Below are 16844 nucleotides of genomic sequence, written 5' to 3' on the forward strand. Positions count from 1 at the left end.
TTGCGGGAAACAGCCATTGCTTTTTTGACCGGTGGCGTGTTGGATGGCTGCATTTTTCTGGCTACCTTAAAGCCGCTTTATGAGATACTTAGCCGTTTTGTTTTCAATACTGCTGCTTGCCTGCGGCCAGCGTAGCAGCCAGCATAAGATGGTGTTCCGCTACAACCAGCAGGAAGGCATTCCTTCGCTGGATCCCGCCTTCGCGAAGAACCAGGCCATCATGTGGGCCGTGCGCCAGCTGTACAACACGCTGGTGGAGCCGGACAGCCTGCTGAACATCCGGCCTTCGCTGGCCAGGAGCTGGGAGGTGTCTGCAGACCGGCGCACTTATACTTTTCATTTAAGGAACGATGTGTTTTTCCATGACCATGAAGTGTTTCCCGGCGGCAAAGGCCGCAGGATGACGGCTGAAGATGTAGTGTACAGTTTCCGCCGAGTGATGGAGCCTTCCACCGCGTCGCCGGGCGCATGGATATTCAACGATAAAGTGGATCCCGCAAACGGCTTCCGCGCGCTTGACGACAGCACGTTCCAGCTCACGCTGCTGCGGCCGTTCCACCCGATCATGGGCATTCTCAGTATGCAGTATTGTTCGGTTGTGCCGCATGAAGCAGTGGAGAAATATGGGAAGGATTTCCGCAAACACCCGGTAGGCACAGGCCCGTTCATCTTTCATTATTGGGACGAAGGCCAGGCGCTGATCCTGCATAAAAATGCGAATTACTTTGAAAAAGACGAACAGGGCCGGCGGCTTCCGTATCTTGATGCGGTAAAGGTGAGCTTTGTGGACAGCAAAGGCACCGAGTTCCTGCTCTTTCGCCAGGGCCAGCTCGATTTCGTGAACGATATCGAAACCTCTTTCAAAGATGAAGTACTTACCAAACAGGGAGAATTAAAAAAAGAATGGGAAGGGAAGATCTCGCTGGTGAAAGCGCCTTACCTCAACACCGAATATTTCGGGATCGTGATGGACCCGGAGAAGGCTGGCGTGAAAGGTTCTCCCTTGCAGGATATCCGCATCCGGCAGGCCATCAACTACGGTTTCGACCGTACGAAAATGATGACCTACCTGCGCAACAGCATCGGCATTCCCGCCACATCAGGGTTTGTGCCCGCAGGCCTGCCTTCCTTTGATACTGCTGTCGTTAAGGGCTATCATTACAATATCCCTTTAGCAAGACAGTTGCTCAAAGAAGCCGGGTACCCTGATGGGAAAGGGTTGCCGCCGATCAAGCTGGTGTCTATTCCCATTTATATAGACCTGGCCAATTACGTGGCGCACCAGTTGCAGGATATCGGGATACAGGTGAACGTGGAAGCGATCCAGAAGGGAACGCTCATGGACCAGGTGGCCAAATCGGCCGTGCCATTTTTCCGTGCCAGCTGGATAGCTGATTACCCCGATGCGGAGAGCTACCTTGCCATGTTCTACAGTAAAAATCCCGCGCCGCCCAACTATACGCGTTACAACAACCCGGCTTTCGACAAGCTGTACGAAAAGGCCCTGCTGGAAACGAACGACTCCCTCCGTTACCGGCTTTACCAGGAAATGGACCAGATGGTGATCAGCGATGCGCCGGTGGTACCGTTGTTCTACGATATTTCTGTGCGTTTCCGCCAGCCGAATGTGAGCGGTTTGACCAGCAATGGCCTGAATTTGCTGGAATTGCGGCGGGTGCGGATAGAGTAGGGGCCGCGCCCTTCATATCACATATTAATATATTCATTAACACGGCGTTAAATAATTGCCCTGGAGAGAATATTTAAGTTACCTTTGCGGTTCATTTTCTTTATCTTTTAACGAGTGGTATAACATGATAGCGATCCTGATATTCTTTTTTTCACACTGGTTCCTCTCTTTGTTCTTTCATACATTTTTCCTGCACAGGTATGCATCTCACCAGATGTATGATACAAGCAAAGGCTGGGAGCGCGTGTTTTATTTCTGCACCTGGTTCTTCCAGGGTTCTTCTTACCTGATTCCGAGGGCTTATGGCGTAATGCACCGCATGCACCATGAGTACAGCGATACTGAGCACGACCCGCATTCGCCGCACTTCTTCAAGGATGTATGGCATATGATGACGCACACCCGCGAGATCTATGCAGGTTTTGTGACCGGCACCCGCACGCCGGAGCCGCAATTCACCAAAGACCCGCTGCCCACCTGGGACGCGATGGACAAATTCGGCGATTCCCGCTGGACGCGTTTTGCATGGGTAGGTATCTACGTGGCGTTCTACGCAGTATTCGCGCCCAGCCTTTGGTGGTGGCTGCTGCTGCCGATCCATTTCCTGGTTGGGCCTGTACAGGGCGCGGTGGTAAACTGGTGCGGCCACAAATACGGTTACAGCAACTTCGACAACGGCGATCATTCCCGTAACTCCGAACCCTGGGGCATCTTCCTGCTGGGTGAACTGTTCCAGAACAATCACCACAAGCATAAAGACAGCGCGAACTTCGCCAAAAAATGGTACGAGTTCGACCCCACTTATCCCGTGATGAAAGCCATGCACTGGGTAGGCATTATCAAGCTCCGTGAAACGGCAACCGCTAAGATCAAGGTTTCAAAGAAAGCCAAGCAAGCAGCATAAGCGCCGTTTTTTTAATAAATAATTGAACAGCCATCCGCAAGGGTGGCTGTTTTTTTATTATACAATTTTTAACAGCCGGCGAAACACAGGGAAGTAACGGGATGTATACATTTGATCACCGTTTTTGACCCTTAACAATATCGCCATGCTTGACAGGTTTTATCCCTTCGTCCTCCTTTTCCTTGGTATGCCCGCCCTTGCCCATGCGCAGGCGCCCGTAGAGATCAGGGGCCACATTTCAGGCGCACACGGCAAAACGCCGCTTCCGGGCGCGAACATCACTGTGAACAGGAGCGGTACCGGCACCGTCAGCAACAGTTTGGGTGAATTCAGGCTGGTCGTGTCCCATATCGCCACTGACACGCTGCGTATTTCCAGCCTGGGTTATAGGGTAAAATACCTGCCGCTGGCCGCACTGGAGGCCGGCGTGGTCCTTCACATTGAACTGGAGCCTGTGAGCGTTGGGCTGAAAGAAGTGGTGATCGCGGCGAAAGACCCGGTGAAACTCATCCGGTCCGCCATCCGGAAAATACCAGAGAATTACATCACGAAACCGCACCAGGTGCGCGGCTTTTACCGCAATGCCACCACACGCGGCGAAGATTGTATGCAGCTGTCTGAAGCCGTTTTTGACATCTATAACCGTGGTTACGCGGATAAAAAAGAAAACGACCTGTACCTGGTGCAGGTGAGGCATATCAGGGATGAAAAGGCATCCCATGGGCTGGACCTGGGCCTGAAACCTTCGAACCTTTTTGCTTACGATATTGTGAAAGAGATCGCTGAGAATGATGTATTCAGCGAAGAAGGCCTGCGCAACCATCGCTTTACGATCCGTGGCGTGGCAGATTATAAAGGCATGCCGGCGTACGAGATCACGTTCGACCAGCGGGAAGGATTGAAAAGATCATTGTACCGTGGCAGGCTGTTCATCGATACAGCGCAGCTTGCCTTCCTGGAAATAGCATACGCTTTGAGTCCTGCCGGGATGCCTTACCACCGCTATGGAGATGGTGCCACGCGGGCGCTCATGGCGGTGTTGAACATCCAGATAGAGACGCAGGGCGATTCGGCCAAAGTGGAATACCGGAAAATAGGGGACCGCTGGGTGCTTTCCCACGTCGTCGGCAATACTTCCCTGAATTTCCGCAACAAAAAGAAGTATGATTTCACGACCAATAGCCATGTTGATTACATTATCACTTCAGTAGACACCACGAAGGCAACACCGGCGCCGGAAGGGAAACATGTGGGCAGGAACAAATTCATCGAATTCCAGGACACCCCGCAGGACCCGGAGTTCTGGCGCCGCCATACGACCATTTTGGCTGATTTTGATGCAGAGGCCGTAGCCGCAATGCTGAAGGCCCGGAATGAAAGCAATAATCTGAAAAAGCGCGCAGAGGAACGATCCAGGCGGTTGCCGGCAGGCCCGGCAGTGAGGATCGATTCCATGCTCAGTTTTTATCACCGGAACGGTCAATTCAACGGCACCGTGCTTATAAAAACAGCCCGGGGCGTGATCCTCAGCAAAAGTTACGGTTATGCGGACAAAGAGCGGCAGCTGGCCGCAGACAGCAATACCCGTTACAGGATCGGGTCGTTGTCCAAGCCGTTTACCGCCATTGTTGTGCTGCAACTGGCGCAGGAAGGGAAATTATCCCTGCAGGACCCGGTGAGTAAATTCCTGCCGGGGTATGTCAATGGCGAGGTGACGATAGCGCAGTTGCTGAGCCACCAATCGGGCATCCCGAACTATACGGCCAATAAGGAATACCTGTCACAGATCATGCGGGATACATTTTCACTGAAAGAGCTGGTGGAAAAGTTCTGCAGCGATTCCACGGAATTTGTGCCGGGCACGCAGTTCCGGTACAGCAATTCCGGTTATGTACTGCTGGCGCTCATCGCGGAAACCGCCGGCGGCAAGCCGTTCACGGATTTACTGGAAGAGCGGATCTTCATCCCGGCGGGCATGCATGATACCTATGCCGGAAACCGCACCGCGGACCGGAAAGCTGCCGGTTACCTGTACGACAGGCCGGAACCAGACTATCATCCAGCCAATACGCTGGGCGCTGGCGGCATTACAACCACGGCCGCCGATCTCCTGAAATGGAATAAAGCGCTGGCGTGCAGCGTGTTGCTGCCGGAAAGCCTGATGGCTGAATTATCCAAACCCCGGGCTGAATATACGGATTGGGACGCCTGGTACGGCTATGGCTGGATGACGGATCAGCGGCTTTTCAAAGTCTCAAAGGCGCATGAGATCGTATATCATCCTGGCACTAATCTCGGTTTTTACACGATGTTCGCCAGGCAGCCGGATAAGGATAACCTGGTGATTTTGTTGAATAATACGGGGGATTTCCCAAGGTTTGATCTGACGGATCTGATCCTGACGGAGTTGAACGGGGATTAAAACAATTGGTCCAAATTTCATTCGCCAGCGCTGCCGGATAATGAAAAACTGGCGATAGACAGCTGGTCCAAAACTCAACGGACGGTCAGTATCTTGAGCATTGAATTGGGCGCGCCAAGCCATTCAATTATGGGGCTGCTCGTACGGGGGAAATAGTGGACGTTTTCAGGTGAGGACCATAAGATCATCCAGCCAAGGGAGATTTGGGAATAATGCCAGAACCCGGATACAGCAAGGATTTCACTGGCTTGTCTACCTGCCAAATATCGATCATAATTTACATTATGTTAAATAGAATAAAAGGGCTTTCACCCTGCTTTACGCATTAGGAAATCAATGTCTTCGCTTTTTCCATGTTCTTCTTAATCTTCTCGTTTCTGATGAATACATGCTTGCCGGCAAAAAAATGGTCTATAATAGTCCGGATATTCCCGGGGTTTCCGATCTCTAAAGCAAATTCCAGTATCTTTCCCGCCGGGTTCTCCCTGATAATGAGCGTCAGTTCTCCTTTACCAGAACTTCGCCTGTATGCATTGATCTCCCCGAATTTGGATACCATCAGCCCGGTGAGCCGGATAAATTCAGCTTCGTCGCGCTTTTCGATCGCTTCCAGCAGCAGGACCTCGATGGCATTCGAAACGTTATAAGAATATAGTTCCGCATCTTTGACGCTCGGCCAGCCGATGATCTGCCAAAGCAAAGGTCTTGCCTCCTCAAACCGCCCCAGATCCCGCCACAATACGCTGGCAATCCTGCACAGGTAATAGAACTTAAACCCGAAGTACTGCCTGCCCGTACGTTCTTCCACGAAAACATCCGGTTTCTCGTTATACAGCCGTTGCCAAAGCCGGTATTCCTTTTCTTTGAATTTTTCATCGTTCGCACAATCGCTCAGGAAAAGCGCAAAATCTTCCGCTTCTTCCAGCGACAAATTTTCAACCGGGATATTGTGAAACCTGTCATACCGTTTGTTGGCTTTATGTACTTTTTTTATTTCATCCCGGATGTATGTCTGCAACCTGAGCGATGGCTTGTGGGTTGGCTCTTTCTCCAGGATCTCGTCAATAATTTTCAAAGCGCTTTCGCCACTGCTCAGTATCTCGGCCTCCGTCTGCAGCTCCATCGCGTCTATCCAGGTAAAGTATGCCCAGCACAACAGTGTATTGGGGTCGATTAAATTCCCGGCTGCAATTGATCTTTCAATGGCCCTGGACGTGGTGTAAAACTCGAAATGCTCGACTTCTGAGCGTATGTCGGCGGGCAGCTTCCTGATGTCAAACGGATACTTTTCGAAGGGATGAATATTGGCTCGCATGGGATTAAATTTGAGGTCGTCCGTTCAAATATAGAAAATTATTTTTTTCCGTTTTCCCTCCCGTTTAACGGCAAATTTAGCTTTGAAATAGCCCAACTCAAGGGCTAAACATTGGGCTGTAGACAATTTTTTGGACAATTTTTCAATCACATATCATATTGATTATACACTAATTATATTGAGTATCCAGAATAAAACATGAAACAATCCTGCTTTTATTGAATTTCACTTGAAATTAAATTTGAGATAGGCGGTTCCAAAAAGTACCAGGATTGTTAATGTTCCTGATTAAAATTTAGAATAATGACTCCTCTCCTGTTGAAATTCAATAATTTAGAGGAAATTTAAACAATGAGGCTACGCGTCGCCCGCCATACATCCGACCTGGAAAGGATCTCATCCTTTTACCAGGAAGCTTTAGGCCTGGAAGTACTCGGCTCCTTCGAAAACCACCAGGAATACGATGGCATTTTCCTTGGCATCCCCGGCGAAAACTGGCACCTGGAATTTACCGTATCACCGGAAGCCCCGGACCATCACCCGGACGAAGATGATCTGCTGGTTTTTTACGTGCCCGCAGACCAATACCCGGCGTTCACGGAAAAAGTACGCCGGACCGGCGCACCGGAACTTCCCGCCAAAAATCCCTACTGGAACAATAACGGAACGACCTTTGCTGATCCTGATGGTTTCCGCTTCGTCATTTCAAAAATGCAATAAACCTTATGAACCTGGATAAATATATGCAATTCTGCCTTTCCCTGCCGGGCACCGAAGAAGGTTTCCCATTCGGGGAACATACGCTGGTCTTTTTTGTAAAAGGCAAACTGTTCGCTCTCCTGGATGTGAACAATTTCGAAAGCGTGAACCTGAAATGCGACCCCGACGAAGCCGTGGAACTTCGGGAAAGATATGAAGGCGTTACACCCGGCTATCACATGAATAAAAAGCACTGGAACACCGTATCGTTCGACGGTTCCATCCCGGACAAGCTGCTGCTGGAATGGACGCGCAAATCGTACGACCTGGTTGTGGCCGGGTTGCCTAAAAAACTGAGAGAAGAATTGACAGGTAAATAAAAGGCCTACAGCCCCTCATCCACCAGGATGATCGTTTTTCCTTTGCTCTTCCGCGCACGGCTTTCTAAAATGGCCGCCGGCGCCTGCTCGAGCCGGACCTTTTTGTCCACTGGTATGCTGAGCGTCCCGGAATCGATCAGTTCGCGTAATGCATCCAGCGAAGCCGGGCTGCCCTGTGTTTCGAAATTGCCGCCCTGCAGGCCCTGTTCTTTCAATGCGTTTTTGTCTGCCACAAACTGCGTGGTGAGCACGGTTCCCCCGCGTTTTACCAATGGGGTCAGCTTTGCGAGGCCCGCTTTGTCGCTCACGAGGTCTATCAGCGCATCCGCCCCGCCCGGGAACTGCTCCTCCACGGGTGCTTTTGTATAATCGATGGTACCGGCAGCTCCCAGCGCTTTCATACGCTCTGCGGCCTCAGCGCCCGAAACGGTGGCAATTACATTAACGCCTCTTGCTTTCGCCACCTGCACGGTAAAAGAACCCACGCCGCCGGTAGCGCCGATGAGCAGCAGCGTTTGCCCGGCCTGCAAACCGGACCTGTCCAACAGCTGCATGGCCGTCATGCCCGCGGTGGGCGCTGCGGCGGCGTCCGCCAGGGATATCTTTCCGGGGGCCTTGGCCATGGCTACGGTATCGGGCACTGTCACGTATTCGGCATAAGCGCCTTCGCCAACCGGCGCATGGATCACCTGGCCATACACTTTGTCCCCGGCTTTGAAACGCGTTACCCCGGCGCCTGTTTCCACCACCACGCCGGCGGCATCTGTACCCAGGATCATGGGGAACACGTGCGGCATATGATCTTTCAATATCCCGTCCACCAGTTTCCAGTCAAAAGGATTCAGGCCCGCGGCGGCGATCTTTATTTTAAAAGTACCTTCTTTCACGGCGGGTTCCGGGATGTCCATCACCTGGGGAGCCGCTTTAAATTCATGGATAGCTACTGCTTTCATTTTACATCATTTACCAGGCAACAAAGTACGGTTATTTTACCTGGCCGGGAAGTGTACAGATCAATGAAAAGGGTGCACAAAAAAGCGTGTACCAGGTTTTGATACACGCTTTTTTTCAAGTGCTTTTTAACACTAACGATTTTTACTGGGTTTGCGTCCACCGCCATGTGAGGCCTTACCGCCTTTGCTGGCGATTGCCCGCTGTTTTTCTTTATCCATGGCAGCAAATCCGCGCCTGCTGGGCGTCCGCTTCTGCGGTTGCTCATGTGCGGCCGCGTCCCCGTCGGCCAGGGCAGCTTCCCGGCGATTACGGCGGTCATCTGCATCTAATTCGTTTTCGTCATAACCCTCCAGCCTTTGATTGTCGTCGTCATCAAATTCTGCATCATCTTCGCTGTGCATACGTGTATGCCGCGTTGCCTGGTCATCCTGATACGTACCATGATGCCTGGTTGCCTCCTGAGTTCCGGTAGTTTTTGCTTGTGTGACCATAAATTAAGGATTTGATATGGTTAAGTGAATAATTACATGACTCTCATGATTATGGGGTAATTATTATGCCAATAGCCGTATCATTTATGCATAGAATTGAGGGGAATATTTAACAGACTGATATAGGTAGCCTTGCGATCAACAAGCGGAAGCGGGCAAATGGGTTTGAACAACAGCATTGTGGAATAATGCAAACAGCATGGGGCAACAAAAAAGGCAAGGGTCGCCCCTTGCCTTTTAAAAATTTATACCGTAAAGAAATTACAGGCTTTCCAGTTTTTTCTTCACTACTTCTACTTTATCGTTCATGTTCTTGATAGCGTAGATCTTTTGCAGTGCGTACAGCGCGCTTTCGTAAGTGCGTTTGTCGCTGGGTTCCAGTTTGCCCATTCCGGAGAAACCTGCGTCAGCTTTCTCGAAATAAGGCAGGCTCTGGTCCATCAGGGCCTGAACTTTCGTTTGCAGTTCTTTTGCTTTGGGAGAGCTTTGCTGCTTGCTGTCCAGCGCGTTCAGCTCCTTGTTGAAAGCAACCGCGCGGTTGAAGTACAGCGCGCCCAGCTGGAAGTTGGCGGTAGCGTCGTCTGCCTTCAGGGCCAGCGCTTTTTTGTACACTTCTTCCGCTTTATTCATCAGCTCGTCGTAGTTGGCGGGCTTGGGCAGGTCTGCGCCTTTTTCGTCGCGGGGGTTGGCCACGTTATCCACGCGGATAGCGTAATCCAGCACCAGGGCGAAATCGTTCGGGTTGTCGTTCACTTTCTTTTCCATCATGGTCAACAGCTCGTTCGTTTTACCGGTCTTGCTGTAATACAGCATTTCCATGTCGTTAAAACGTTTATCTGCCGGGAACATGGCTTTCGCGGAATCGATCGTGGCCAGCCAGTTCGCATTGTCGCCTCTTTCTTCATATTGCTGCGCCAGCACTACATACAGGGCGGGCTCATTTTTAAATTTGAGGGCTGCGGCCTTTTTCAGCATTTCGAAAGCCTCGTCTTTTTTACCGGCCTGCTGAGCGGCATAACCTGCGTAAAATACCATGGCGGTATCGGTGGGAATGCTGCCGCCGAGGTTCTTACCATTATAATAGTCGCGCACTTCGCCGGCTTTTTTGAAGTACTGGTAGGAAGAATCCCATTTCTGTTCGTTAAGGTTGCCATAACCGGCGTTGCCGATGGTAGCGTATACATTGAACATGCGGTTATTCATTTCCAGCAGTGCTTCAGGGAGCTTGGGATTGATCTCAAGGGCTTTCTTGAAAGCGTCGTAAGCGGTCTCTGCATCTGCCGCGCTTTTGTTCTTCAGCGCTACGGTTTCATAGATCTTCCCCTTAACATACCATGCACGGGCGTCGTCCTTCGTTTTCTCATTTGCGAGTGCTGCTTCGATATCTGCTTTTGCCTGGTCGATCTTGTCGCCCTTCAATGCCTCATCTGCACTGTTAATCTTTGCCTTTTGCGCCACTACAGCGAAACTTGCGCCGCAAAACAGCAGAGATACAAATAGTTTTTTCATGTGGCTCAGGTTTTTTGTAATTATTGTTTAAGGTTGAAATTTTTTATGCATTGGTTTCCTCTTCGTCTCCTGTATTTTCCGCGGCATTATCCTCACCGTTCCCTTCTTCCCCTTCATCTACCGAAATTTCTGAACCTGCAACGGTCTCTACGGTTTCCAGCTCTTCCTCCTCTTCGTCGAGACGGGCTACTGCGGCGATCTCGTCGCTTTCGTCCATCCTGATCAGCCTTACGCCCTGCGTGGCGCGGCCGGCTTCGCGGATGTCGCCCACTGCCATGCGGATGGTGATGCCGGATTTACAGGTGATCATCAGGTCGTTGTTTTCGGTAACGTCCAGGATGGCGATCAGCGGGCCCGTCTTTTCGGTGATGCTGATGGTTTTCACGCCTTTCCCCCCGCGGTTGGTGATCCTGTATTCCTCGATCTCGGTGCGTTTGCCGAACCCTTTTTCGGATACCACCAGTACGGTCCTGGATTTATCTTCCTTATCAACACAAATCATACCAACCACTTCGTCGTTCTCATTATCCACCTCGATACCTCTTACGCCAATGGCGCCGCGGCCGGTGTCGCGCACGGTATTTTCGGGGAAACGGATGGCGCGGCCGCTGCGGATGGCCATCATGATCTCGCTGTTGCCGTTGGTGAGCTTGGCTTCCAGCAACTGGTCGCCGTCGTTCACGGTAATGGCGTTCACGCCGTTCGCACGCGGGCGGCTGAATTCCTCCAGCAGGGTCTTTTTGATGATCCCGTTGCGGGTGCACAGCACAATATAGTGGTTGTTGATGAAATCCTTGTCGTTCAGGTCTTTGATGTCTATGATCGCGCGGATCTTATCGTCAGAAGGCAGGGTGATCAGGTTCTGGATCGCGCGGCCCTTGCTTTGTTTTTCACCTTCGGGTATCTCGTATACCTTCAGCCAGTAGCAGCGGCCTTTTTCGGTGAAGAACAGCATGGTGTGGTGGGTGGAGGCTACGAACAGGTGCTCGATATAGTCCTCGTCCCGCGTTTTGCCGCCGATGGCCCCGCGGCCGCCGCGTTTCTGCTGGCGGTAGTCGAAGGCGGAAGTGCGTTTGATATAACCGAGGTGCGAAATGGTGATCACCACGTCTTCTTCCGCGATGATGTCTTCTATCCTCATTTCCGCAGCCAGGTACTGGATCTCGGTCTTCCTTTCGTCGCCGAATTTTTTCTTCACGTCTTCCAGCTCGTCTTTGATGATCTGCATACGCAGGCCTTCATCGCCGAGGATCTCTTTCAGGCGGGCGATCAGTTTCATGATGTCTTCATATTCTTCACGGATCTTGTCGCGCTCCATGCCGGTGAGGCGTTGCAGGCGCAGTTCCAGGATGGCTTTAGCCTGTATCTCGGTAAGCCCGAAGTTGCTCATCAGTCCTTCGCGGGCCACTTCCGGCGTGGTGGAGTTGCGGATCAGGGCGATCACTTCGTCCAGGTGGTCCAGCGCAATGAGATAACCGGCCAGGATGTGGGCTTTCTTTTCCGCTTCGCGCAGCTCGTACTGCGTGCGGCGGGTCACCACTTCATGCCTGAACTCAACGAATTCCACGAGCAGCTCCTTCAGGTTCATCACCTTCGGGCGGCCTTTTACCAGCACCACGTTGTTGATGCCATAAGAGGTTTGCAGCTCGGAATATTTATACAGCTGGTTGATGATCACGTTGGGAATGGCTTCGCGCTTAAGGTCTATCACCAGGCGCATGCCGTCGCGGTCGCTTTCGTCGCGCACGTCGCTGATGCCTTCTATCACCTTATCGTTCACCAGCTGGGCGATCTTCTGGTGCAGCACCGCCTTGTTCACCTGGTAAGGCAGCTCATAAATGATCAGCTTTTCCTTGCCGGATTTGGTGGTTTCGGAAGTGATCTTACCGCGCACCACTACCCTGCCACGGCCTGTTTCAAAGCCGGCCTTCACGCCTTCAAAGCCGTAAATGATGCCGCCCGTCGGGAAGTCGGGCGCTTTTACGTGCTTCACCAGCTCGTCTATCGTGATGTCTTTATTGTCGATCAGCGCATGCAGGCCGTCTACCAGCTCCGTAAGGTTGTGGGGCATGATGTTGGTGGCCATGCCCACGGCAATGCCGGAGGCGCCGTTCGCCAGCAGGTTGGGTATGCGGGTAGGCAGTACCACTGGCTCTTCCAGCGTATCGTCAAAGTTGAGTGTGAAATCTACAGTGTCCTTATCAAGGTCTTCCAGCATGGCTTCCGCGATCTTCTGGAGGCGCACCTCCGTGTAACGCATGGCCGCCGGCATGTCCCCGTCTATCGAACCGAAGTTACCCTGACCGTCGATGAGCATGTAGCGGAGGCTCCAGGGCTGCGCCATGCGCACCATGGTGTCGTATACCGACGCGTCTCCGTGGGGGTGGTACTTACCCATTACGTCTCCCACCACACGGGCGGATTTCTTATAGGGTTTGTTGTGGGTGTTACCCAGCTCATTCATCCCGAACAACACCCGGCGATGCACCGGTTTGAAGCCGTCACGCACATCCGGCAATGCCCTCCCCACGATCACCGACATGGAATAGTCGATGTACGCGGTCTTCATCTGCTCCTCAATGTTGATCTGAACAATTCTACCTTCCTTTTGATTGTCTTGATTGTCCGTATTCTCTGTCATTATGTTATTGGTTTACAGGTTTTTCAGCCCTTTTAAATGAAGAGCAAATATAACGCTTTCAGCCCGTATTCAGAGGGTTTGGGGGCTATTTGTGAATAAAAAACAACCACCTGCGGGTTTGATGCTTAAAACTATTTGCCATACCTTCGCGTCATCTCCGGTAAATGTTCTATATATCTTAAATTTGATATATACCAGCCGATCACAAATTGGCAAGCAATTTGTTTATAACCCTATGAAAATCATACCTTATTGTGGGAGCGGAACAATGAACGAAACACCAACGGAACGCAGTGTTTATCTGAACATTCCCGGGATTTTATTGTTTACTCCCTGTAGTTTTTAACCATTTTCTAGTAATATGAAGAATATTCTATTGTTTGGCGCCGGCAAATCAGCAACCGTGCTGATAGACTATTTGCTGGCCAACGCCCCTCGGCAGAAGTGGCATATTACCGTGGCAGACAGCGACCTTATGCTGATCAAATCCAAGATCGGCAAGTCGTATTACGCCACACCCGCCGCTTTTGATATCAAAGACCAGGCTGCCCGGCAGCAGCTTATCCAGGAAACCGACCTCGTTATCTCCCTTCTTCCCCCGGCCCTGCACATCGTCATCGCCAAAGACTGCCTGCAGTTCGGCAAAAACCTCCTCACCGCTTCGTACATAGACCCCGAGATCCGCAAGCTGGAAAAGGACATCAAAAAAGCCGGCCTGCTCTTCATGTACGAAATGGGGCTCGACCCGGGGATCGATCATATGTCTGCCATGAAGCTCATCCATTCCATTGAAAAGAAAGGCGGGCAGATCTACTGTTTCAAATCCTACTGCGGGGGCCTCGTTTCTCCCGAAAGCAACGATAACCCCTGGCAGTACAAGATCTCCTGGAACTCCCGGAACATCGTACTGGCGGGCATTTCAGGCGCCACTTACAAAGAAAAGGGAAAGGTGAAGGAAGTGGATTACCAGCAGCTGTTCGACCAGAACAAGACCGTGCAGATCCCCGGCCTGGGCAAGCTCGCCTATTACCCCAACCGCGATTCGCTCAGCTATGTGGATGTGTATAATCTCGGCAACATCCCCACTTTCATGCGCGCCACCCTGCGTTACCCGGACTTCTGCGAAGGCTGGAACGCGCTCATCAAGCTGGGGCTTACAGATGATGCAAAGAAACAGCAGACGAACAACATGCCTTATTTCACCTGGGCCTCGCAAAACATACCGGTGGATGCGAACCTCAGCCACGAAGAGAACGTGGCGAATTTCCTGGGGGTGAGCAGCAAGAGCAAACTGCTGCGCCAGCTTAAATTTCTCGGTATTTTGAACGGGGAATTGATTAACTTAGGAGAGCAAACCAACGCGGGCGTACTGCAGCATGTGCTCGATACAAAGCTCAAAATGGAACCATCAGACAAGGATATGATCGTCATGCTGCACGAGATCGAATTCGAACGACGCAACATGGGCACCAAGCTTCACAGTTATATGATCGTCCAGGGAGAAGACAACCTCCGCACCGCAATGGCCAAAACAGTCGGCCTGCCGCTGGGCATCATGGCAAAACTGGTACTGTCAGGCAATTTGGAATTAACAGGTTTACAGATCCCCGTCATGCCCGAAGTATACAATCCTGTACTGAGGGAACTCGAGGAATACGATATCAGGTTTGAAGAGAGTTTCGAATAAGAAAATATTTTTTCCTATGTAAACTCCGTCTTGTAATGAGATTGAACATGTGAATGTACGGACCGTCCTGGCTTAGCCGGGACGGTTTTTTTATTTCTTCAGCAGCGCCATCAGCTCCGCCATCCCTTCCGTGGCGGGCTTTTCGATCAGGTGGTAATCGCTGCCTTTCACCGGCGGTATCTTTTTATCGATGATGTATTTCGGCACGCCCGGGCGCAGGTAATCTACCAGCCCCGCCGCGGGATACACATTCAGTGAAGTGCCGATCAGTACGAACAGGTCTGCCTGCACGATCTCCAGCACCGCGGGCTCTATCATGGTCACCGATTCGCCGAACCAAACCACATGCGGGCGGAACTGCCCGCCATCCGGCGCCAGCTCTCCCATCGCGATATCTCCTTCCACGGGATATAATTCTGTTTCATTCAGCACGCTGCGTTTTTTGAGGATCTCTCCATGCAGGTGCAGCACACGCGTGCTGCCGGCGCGCTCGTGCAGGTCGTCTATATTCTGCGTGATGATGCGCACATCGTACCATTCTTCCAGCTGCGCAAGACCCATATGCGCACTGTTGGGCTGCGCGGCCATCACGTCTTTGCGGCGCATGTTGTAAAAATCCTGTACCAGCGAAGGATTCTTTTCCCAGCCCAGCGGGCTCGCCACTTCGTAGATGTCGTACCCTTCCCACAATCCGTCGCTGTCCCTGAAAGTGCGGAGGCCGCTTTCGGCGCTGATGCCTGCGCCGGTGAGCACGATAAGCTTTGGTTTCATTTGTTATCTGGCTTTCTACAATATTAAGTCAAAAAGAGAGGACTTAAAAAACGCATGCATGCGGGAGATGCATGTTGCATGAAAAGCTGTTGCAGGCAAAGTGCTTTTAAAAACAAAACCCCGCATCAGCGGGGCTTTGCAGGCATTTATTTGGCGTTCGCCATTTCCATTATTTTTTCAAACTCTTCTGCTTTCACCGTGCCGACCGAAAGCCTTCCCAGCCTGATGAGGTCCATGTTCGCCAGGCTTTTTTCTGCCTTCATCTGCGCGAGCGTCACCGGCTTTTTCAATTTCTTCAGCGGCGCAAGGTCTACCGCCAGCCAGGCAGGATCGGGCGTAGTGGGGTCCTGGTAAGATTCTTTCACCACTTTCGCGATGCCCACTATTTCAAGGCCTTCGTTGCTGTGGTACCAGAGCACCTGGTCGCCTTTTTTCATGGCGCGCAGGTTGTTGCGGGCAGCGTAATTGCGTACGCCGTCCCAATGCGTTTTCCCGTCTGCAACAAATTGATCCCAGGAGTATTTAAAAGGTTCGGATTTCACTAACCAGTATTGCATTGCCCGAAGTTTTTATCAGTTAGATAGTATGAATCGCTGTGTTAAAGCCCATCCGGCTGCGCATGCGGCGGCGCTTACAAATGACCGCGGCGGTTTACCAGCCGCTGGCCAGCACGTCCGCGATGTGCATGATCTTAATGTTCTGCCCATGTTTGCGGATGTAGCCATCCAGGTGCATGAGGCAGCTGAGGTCGGTGGAGATGAGGTAATCGGCCCCGCTGTCGCTGGCGTTGTGCACTTTCTGTTCGCCCATGCCCAGTGAAATGGGTTTGTACTTCACGGCAAATGTACCGCCAAACCCGCAGCATACTTCACTGTCGTTCATTTCGCGCAGCTCCAGCCCTTTCACTTTTTCGAGCAGCTTGCGCGGCCCTTCCTTGATGCCGCATTCGCGCAGGGCGCCGCAGGCGTCGTGGTAGGTGCCTACGCCTTCGAGCGTGGCCCCGATGTCTGTTACATGCAGCACGTCTACCAGGAATTCGGTGAATTCGTAGAGGTTTTTGCGGAGAAGCTTTACATCGTTGTGAGCGGCTGAGTTGTCGAACAGCTTGCCGTAGTAATTGCGCACAAAACCGGTGCAGGAGCCGCTGGGCGCGACTATATAATCGTATGTATGGAAGTCTTTGAGGAATTTGGTGGCCACGGAGCGGCATTCGTCCTGGTAACCGGCATTGAAGGCGGGCTGGCCGCAACAGGTCTGGTCTGTGTTATAGCTCACGTTGCACCCCAGTTTCTCCAGCACTTTTACCATATTGAAAGCGGTTTCAGGAAAAAGCTGGTCTACGAAGCACGGTATGAAAAGGTGTACGTTCATCTGTCAGTAT

General features: G+C 51.7%; 14 protein-coding genes. 6 read left to right on the plus strand and 8 right to left on the minus strand.

The window, feature by feature from the left end; genetic code table 11:
* The first annotated feature begins 79 nt into the window (after positions 1-79).
* The 3 genes from R3I13_RS26665 (at position 80) to R3I13_RS26675 (ending at position 5016) form a co-directional block, all read left to right on the plus strand.
* The gene (locus tag R3I13_RS26665; protein ID WP_346321050.1) at positions 80-1690 is read left to right on the plus strand and encodes an ABC transporter substrate-binding protein; all 1611 of its coding nucleotides are present in this window, start codon (positions 80-82) and stop codon (positions 1688-1690) included.
* Positions 1691-1814: 124 nt separating this feature from the next.
* Positions 1815-2594, plus strand: a complete 780-nt coding sequence (locus tag R3I13_RS26670) for an acyl-CoA desaturase (protein ID WP_346321051.1) — start codon at positions 1815-1817, stop codon at positions 2592-2594.
* 145 nt (positions 2595-2739) lie between these two features.
* Positions 2740-5016, plus strand: a complete 2277-nt coding sequence (locus tag R3I13_RS26675) for a serine hydrolase (protein ID WP_346321052.1) — start codon at positions 2740-2742, stop codon at positions 5014-5016.
* A 325-nt stretch (positions 5017-5341) separates the two neighbouring features.
* Here R3I13_RS26675 and R3I13_RS26680 read toward each other — a convergent pair whose 3' ends face one another.
* Positions 5342-6331: a hypothetical protein gene (locus R3I13_RS26680; RefSeq protein WP_346321053.1), complete on the minus strand. Its 990-nt coding sequence runs from the start codon at positions 6329-6331 to the stop codon at positions 5342-5344.
* Positions 6332-6682: 351 nt separating this feature from the next.
* On the opposite strand from R3I13_RS26680, the gene R3I13_RS26685 reads away from it, so the two are divergent.
* Complete coding sequence (locus R3I13_RS26685; protein WP_346321054.1) at positions 6683-7051, plus strand: VOC family protein; 369 nt, start codon at positions 6683-6685, stop codon at positions 7049-7051.
* Positions 7052-7056: 5 nt separating this feature from the next.
* Complete coding sequence (locus R3I13_RS26690; RefSeq protein WP_346321055.1) at positions 7057-7410, plus strand: MmcQ/YjbR family DNA-binding protein; 354 nt, start codon at positions 7057-7059, stop codon at positions 7408-7410.
* Positions 7411-7415: 5 nt separating this feature from the next.
* Here the strand turns inward: R3I13_RS26690 and R3I13_RS26695 are convergent, their stop codons facing one another.
* From R3I13_RS26695 to gyrA, 4 genes are all read right to left on the minus strand, one after another.
* The gene (locus R3I13_RS26695; RefSeq protein WP_346321056.1) at positions 7416-8363 is read right to left on the minus strand and encodes an NADP-dependent oxidoreductase; all 948 of its coding nucleotides are present in this window, start codon (positions 8361-8363) and stop codon (positions 7416-7418) included.
* A gap of 132 nt (positions 8364-8495) precedes the next feature.
* Complete coding sequence (locus R3I13_RS26700) at positions 8496-8855, minus strand: KGG domain-containing protein (RefSeq protein ID WP_346321057.1); 360 nt, start codon at positions 8853-8855, stop codon at positions 8496-8498.
* 261 nt (positions 8856-9116) lie between these two features.
* The gene (locus R3I13_RS26705) at positions 9117-10364 is read right to left on the minus strand and encodes a hypothetical protein (RefSeq protein WP_346321058.1); all 1248 of its coding nucleotides are present in this window, start codon (positions 10362-10364) and stop codon (positions 9117-9119) included.
* A gap of 43 nt (positions 10365-10407) precedes the next feature.
* Entirely contained in the window at positions 10408-13005 is a 2598-nt protein-coding gene (gene gyrA / locus R3I13_RS26710) for a DNA gyrase subunit A (protein ID WP_346321059.1), read from the minus strand.
* Between the two features lie 361 nt (positions 13006-13366).
* On the opposite strand from gyrA, the gene R3I13_RS26715 reads away from it, so the two are divergent.
* Complete coding sequence (locus R3I13_RS26715) at positions 13367-14692, plus strand: saccharopine dehydrogenase C-terminal domain-containing protein (protein WP_346321060.1); 1326 nt, start codon at positions 13367-13369, stop codon at positions 14690-14692.
* 90 nt (positions 14693-14782) lie between these two features.
* Here R3I13_RS26715 and R3I13_RS26720 read toward each other — a convergent pair whose 3' ends face one another.
* From R3I13_RS26720 to R3I13_RS26730, 3 genes are all read right to left on the minus strand, one after another.
* A complete protein-coding gene (locus R3I13_RS26720; protein WP_346321061.1) occupies positions 14783-15463 on the minus strand; it encodes a Sir2 family NAD-dependent protein deacetylase in 681 nt (226 codons plus the stop codon).
* Between the two features lie 146 nt (positions 15464-15609).
* On the minus strand, positions 15610-16020 hold the full coding sequence (locus tag R3I13_RS26725; RefSeq protein ID WP_346321062.1) for an EVE domain-containing protein: 411 nt from the start codon (positions 16018-16020) through the stop codon (positions 15610-15612).
* Positions 16021-16114: 94 nt separating this feature from the next.
* Complete coding sequence (locus R3I13_RS26730; protein ID WP_346321063.1) at positions 16115-16834, minus strand: (Fe-S)-binding protein; 720 nt, start codon at positions 16832-16834, stop codon at positions 16115-16117.
* Positions 16835-16844: the final 10 nt, after the last annotated feature.

The organism is Chitinophaga sp. YIM B06452 (genome assembly GCF_039655965.1).
Taxonomy (GTDB): Bacteria; Bacteroidota; Bacteroidia; order Chitinophagales; family Chitinophagaceae; genus Chitinophaga.